At 69.3% G+C, this 4352-nt stretch carries 3 protein-coding genes and 1 pseudogene; 1 reads left to right on the top strand and 3 read right to left on the bottom strand.

Annotation, left to right across the window (positions count from 1 at the left end):
- Positions 1–859, top strand: a pseudogene (locus tag O3X23_RS43615) (hypothetical protein); the annotation flags it as partial.
- A gap of 172 nt (positions 860–1031) precedes the next feature.
- Here the strand turns inward: O3X23_RS43615 and O3X23_RS43610 are convergent.
- The 3 genes from O3X23_RS43610 to O3X23_RS43600 all read right to left on the bottom strand — a co-directional run bounded on the left by O3X23_RS43610 (position 1032) and on the right by O3X23_RS43600 (position 3726).
- Positions 1032–1229 carry a hypothetical protein gene (locus O3X23_RS43610; RefSeq protein ID WP_269280880.1) on the bottom strand — a complete coding sequence of 66 codons (198 nt, stop codon included), beginning with the start codon at positions 1227–1229 and terminating at the stop codon, positions 1032–1034.
- Between the two features lie 474 nt (positions 1230–1703).
- Positions 1704–2240 carry a hypothetical protein gene (locus tag O3X23_RS43605; protein ID WP_269280877.1) on the bottom strand — a complete coding sequence of 179 codons (537 nt, stop codon included), beginning with the start codon at positions 2238–2240 and terminating at the stop codon, positions 1704–1706.
- 703 nt (positions 2241–2943) lie between these two features.
- Positions 2944–3726, bottom strand: a complete 783-nt coding sequence (locus O3X23_RS43600) for a hypothetical protein (protein ID WP_269280874.1) — start codon at positions 3724–3726, stop codon at positions 2944–2946.
- Positions 3727–4352: the final 626 nt, after the last annotated feature.

The raw sequence follows: 4352 nt of genomic DNA, 5'->3' as shown, positions 1-4352 counted from the left end.
GAATGTGCGGGCGGATGGGGTGCTGCGGGCGAAGGAGGCCGGGCTGCCGCTGCTGATGGTGGAGGTGTACCGGGCCACCGAGCCGGTGCAGCGCGTCGCGGACAAGGTCGCCTCCTACGCCGCGTGCTACCGCCGCCAGGTCAACAACCCGGCCACCCCGGGCACCTGGACCGCGCGCAGCCGGGACGCGGGCGCGGGGAGCGTTCCGTACTGGCAGACCCTCTACCCCGAGACCGGCTTGGCGGGGTGGCCGCCGTTGGCGTTCGTTTTCTCCGGCGCGGGCCCGCGCGCGCTGCACAACCGGATACAGGAACTCGCCGTCCTGACCCGGAAGCACTGGGCAGCCGACGACCGCCGGTTCGACGACGACGACGGCTACCTCGACTTCACCGACAAGGTCCCGCTGGTAGTGACAACCTTGGACCGCTTGCGGGAGCACGGCCCGCACGGGCCCGCCTGGCGGCGCGTTGCGCAGGAGCGGGGTGCGGAGTTCGAGCCGCTGCTGACCGCGCTGACCGACACCCGCACCAAAGCGGCTTACCAGCAGCGGGCAGACAAACGCCGCGCAGCAGCCGAAGCCCGCTGGAAAGCAGAGCAGGCAGCACAGCAAGCCAAGCACGCACAGCGACTGCAGCGCTGGCAGGCCGAGGAAGACGCGGAGCGGGCCCCGGTTGTTCCGCAGTGCGCGACGCCGGACTGCGAGCAGCTGGTGAACGCCGAAGTGGACTGGTACACCGAGATCACCGTTCCACCCCAGGACGGCGTCTACTGCGGGCCCTGCCGCCACGCCCAGGCCTACCGCAACCGCGGGCTGCGCGGCGCGCTGCGCCGGATGCGGAAGCCGTCGGACCAGGCGTAGCTGTCACGGCGGGTGTCACGCTGACTGTCATCGCCCGTCGCAGTCCCAGCGCGGTGTCACCGACAATGCCCGCGCTCTGGCCTGCTCGGCCGTGAACGGCGGCCGTGTCGGCGAGGTGCTGCTTGCCGAACACGACGCGGGCGGTCGGGGTCGCCGGTTGATGAGGCCGGCATCAGCCGTTCTGGCGGCCCTTGCGGTAGCGCAGGCCCTCACGCGCCAGCTGCCAGATCGTAGTGATCTGCAAAACGAAGGCCCAAGCTATCCACCAAACGGACTCCCCGGCGAGAGCCCCCTGGATAGCAGCAGTTAGCAGCATGAGGCTCACCAGGACCGCCACAGTCGAGATGAGCAAGCTGAAACGATCATTCACGCATGAACTATCGCTGAGCCTTCTGCTCCTTGCTAGTGCTGGGGCCGGGAAGGTTCGCCGGGGTTCTCGGGTGGCGAAGACAAACCGGTGAGCGAGCAGTACTACGAAGCTGACGCACCGCCGGGAGAGTACCGACAACAACATCACCGTCCCGCCCGAGGACGGCGTCTACTGCGGGCCCTGCCGCCACGACCAGGCCTACCGCAACCGCGGACTGCGCGGCGTGCTGCGCCGGATGCGGAACCCGTTGTCCGGCTACCACTGAACCTTGACTGCTTGCCACCGAAGTTTGATCGCCGGTGCTGACGCCGGTAGCTCAGACCGCTGTGTCGCCCGGCAGGCCGAAGAGCGGCAGGCAGGACGCGAGGCCGGCGGCGGCGTACGGATCGCGTCGCGGCTGAGCCGTGGTCGCAGGCGAGGGCGGCGATGGACCGGCTCCAGAGGGCGGTGCGGACAGGCGCGCGCCCGGGGCCGTCACTCGAAGACGGGCACGTTCGCGCTGTAGCGGCGCACCGCCGCGATGACCTCGGCGCGCCGCACCCCGTACAGCCTCGTGAACACCACCATCGGCGAGCCGAACCGCCGGGCCAGCCGTCTGCGCCTGCGCCGCGCGTCCATGGCCGGGCTCTTCAGTCCGACCGGCAGCATCGGCAGCGCGGTCTCCGGCGACCATGGGAAGAACACCAGTGCCCCGCGGCGTACTTCGGCCTTCCGCAGCTCCCGCCACGGTACGGTCGGCTCCCCGATAACGGTCAGCCCGGCCGCGTCGATCCGCAGCAGGCACCCTCGTACGTACAGCGCGTACTGCTGCCCGAGGAAGAACGCCGACTGCGCCGCGAGCAGGCAGCCGTAGGCCACGGACCCCCGCGTCACGTGCCCGTCCACCGGATCGAGCACTACCGCGGTGACGACCCCGGCGAGGACCGCAGTCCTCGCGGCCATCCCCCACCCCCAGCGCAGCCGCATCTCGTAGCCGCTCTCCGGCTCATCCAATCCGCCGTCGTCCCCCATCGCGACCATCTCCCCAGACACGTCCCGCCGTGCCAGCGGGCACGGGTCATAGTCCCACTGCGTCTGCCGCCCGCCCGCTGGGGGTGGCGTGGCGTCAGTCACCGTCGAAGACCGGCAGGCCGCCGCTGTAATACCGGGCACGGCGGCAAGGATGCGCTGCGGCGGCAGTCCGTACAGCTTCGGCGCCACGACCAGCGGTATGCCGCACTGCTGCGCCAGCCGCTGCGGCGCCTTGTCCGGATGGCGCGGGTGCTGGCCGGCATGAGCGGCAGCACGTCGATAAGGATCATCACCGAACGCATGTGCCAGTGCCCCGCCAAGTCGCCGAGCCTTGCCCGGTCAAACTTCAGTGGCAGGAAACCCCGTCTCCAAAGTTCAGTGGCAAACGGTCAAGTTTCGGTGGCGCCGAAGTAGGACTGCCCGTCCAGGGTTGCTGTGGGTGGTGGGGCCGGTCATCCTTGGCGTTGCGGCGGGTGCCGCCGTGACCCTGATGCCGGACAGCGCATGGGGCTCCGGGTTGGTGTCTCGCTGCGCGATGTTCTCCGGCATCTACCTGGCGATCAGGCCGGCGATGCCCCTACGCTGCTCCGCACAGCGAGGGGCGCGGGCGACAACGGCCGGAGAAGAGATACCTCACGATCACGATAGGTAGCTCCGCGGCTGCGGCGATCCAACTTCGGTGGCAATCAGTCCAAGTTCATTGTCATCGGGCAGTAGCTGTCACGGCGGGTGTCACGCTGACTGTCACGGCATGTGTCACGCCCCTGCTGACACGTCTCTGACCTTGGCGGATATCCCGCAACGCCCCGTTGCAGCGCGGGGCGTGACAGCGTGACACTCCGGTGTCGACGGCGGCCTGGCGCTCGAGGATGACCGGCCTTGCGGCGATGGCGTGCTGCACTGCTGCGCGCCAGATGTCCCCGGCGGGTGTCACCTGCGCTGCAAGTTCTTCGTACTCGGCCAGGGCAGCGTCTTCGGCTGGGTAGCGGACGGGCTTGGTCGGCAGCATGTCCGGGTGCTTGTCGCGCCAGTCCCGCAGTTTCCCGATCGCGTCGGCGCTGGTGTGCCAGCATGCGGCCAGTACCTGGTTCACCAGTCCGGCCGGCAGCCGGATCGTCACGCGTTCGGGCCAGTCGCCGTCGCGGGTGCCGGGCCACCGGCCCGGGTTCTTCGCCTGCGCGGGCAGTGCCGGCCAGTCCGTTCCAATCGCGCGCCGCCAGCTCGGCCCGCACCCCGAACGCCACCAGCCCGTCCAACGTGTCGGCCAGCTGGCCGTCTCGCGCAGGTGCGCCCGGTACATCGCCCGTTGCGCCCGGTTCGCTGCGGCCTCCCGACAGGGAAGCCCGTCCCAGTCCCACGGTGCCGACGTCGCCAGCGCCCGCGCCCTGGACCGTTCGGCTGTGAACAGGGGCTGCTTGTCGGCGAGCTGCCGCTTGGTGCCGTACGCGACGCGGGCGGTGACGGTGGTGGTGCCTGCCTCGGTCACGCCGGACATCATCGCGCCCCGCCCGTCCCGCCCGCCGCCAAATCACCCCGACGGGGAGGACGCGCAGGCCCGGTTCACAGCAGCACCGCAGAACCCCCTATCCCCAACGCTTTGGGGGATAGGAACCCCTGTTTGCCCAGGTGACGGAGCCCATTGGGGGATTTGGGGTCAGGCCCGACAAGAACCTGTGTTTGTGGCGGGCTTGCCTTCCAGCGGGCGATCGCCCCTGCTGTTCGGGCTGAGCACGAGTCCAGGAGAGATCTGCTGCGGCAGCAGAGGAAAGCACGCGGCAACAACGGGAATCCGCTGGCTGTCTCTACGCACCGCTGCGGCCGGCGGGTGAGGCGGTCAACTCAGTACACCCGCGTACAGCCTCTGCGGGTGCAGTACTCCTGGGCCCGCGCGATGTTGTCCTCGTCCCACGTCGTGATGTAGGCCAGCAGGATGCCGCCCGGCTGCGGGATATTCAGCGCTCCGCTGCAGGACGGGTTCGTCCCGCCTGTCGTTTACCGGCACAGTTGCCGCATCAGTACATTGTTGACCTGGGGTGCGGTAAATCTTTCGGTAGAGCTCAGAGGGCCTGTGAACTGGGGTGATGTAGCCGCGCGCAGTGGGACTACATCACT

The sequence above is a fragment of the Streptomyces sp. H39-S7 genome (assembly GCF_027158205.1).
GTDB lineage: Bacteria > Actinomycetota > Actinomycetes > Streptomycetales > Streptomycetaceae > Actinacidiphila.
This window is presented reverse-complemented; position numbering and strand designations above follow the sequence as displayed.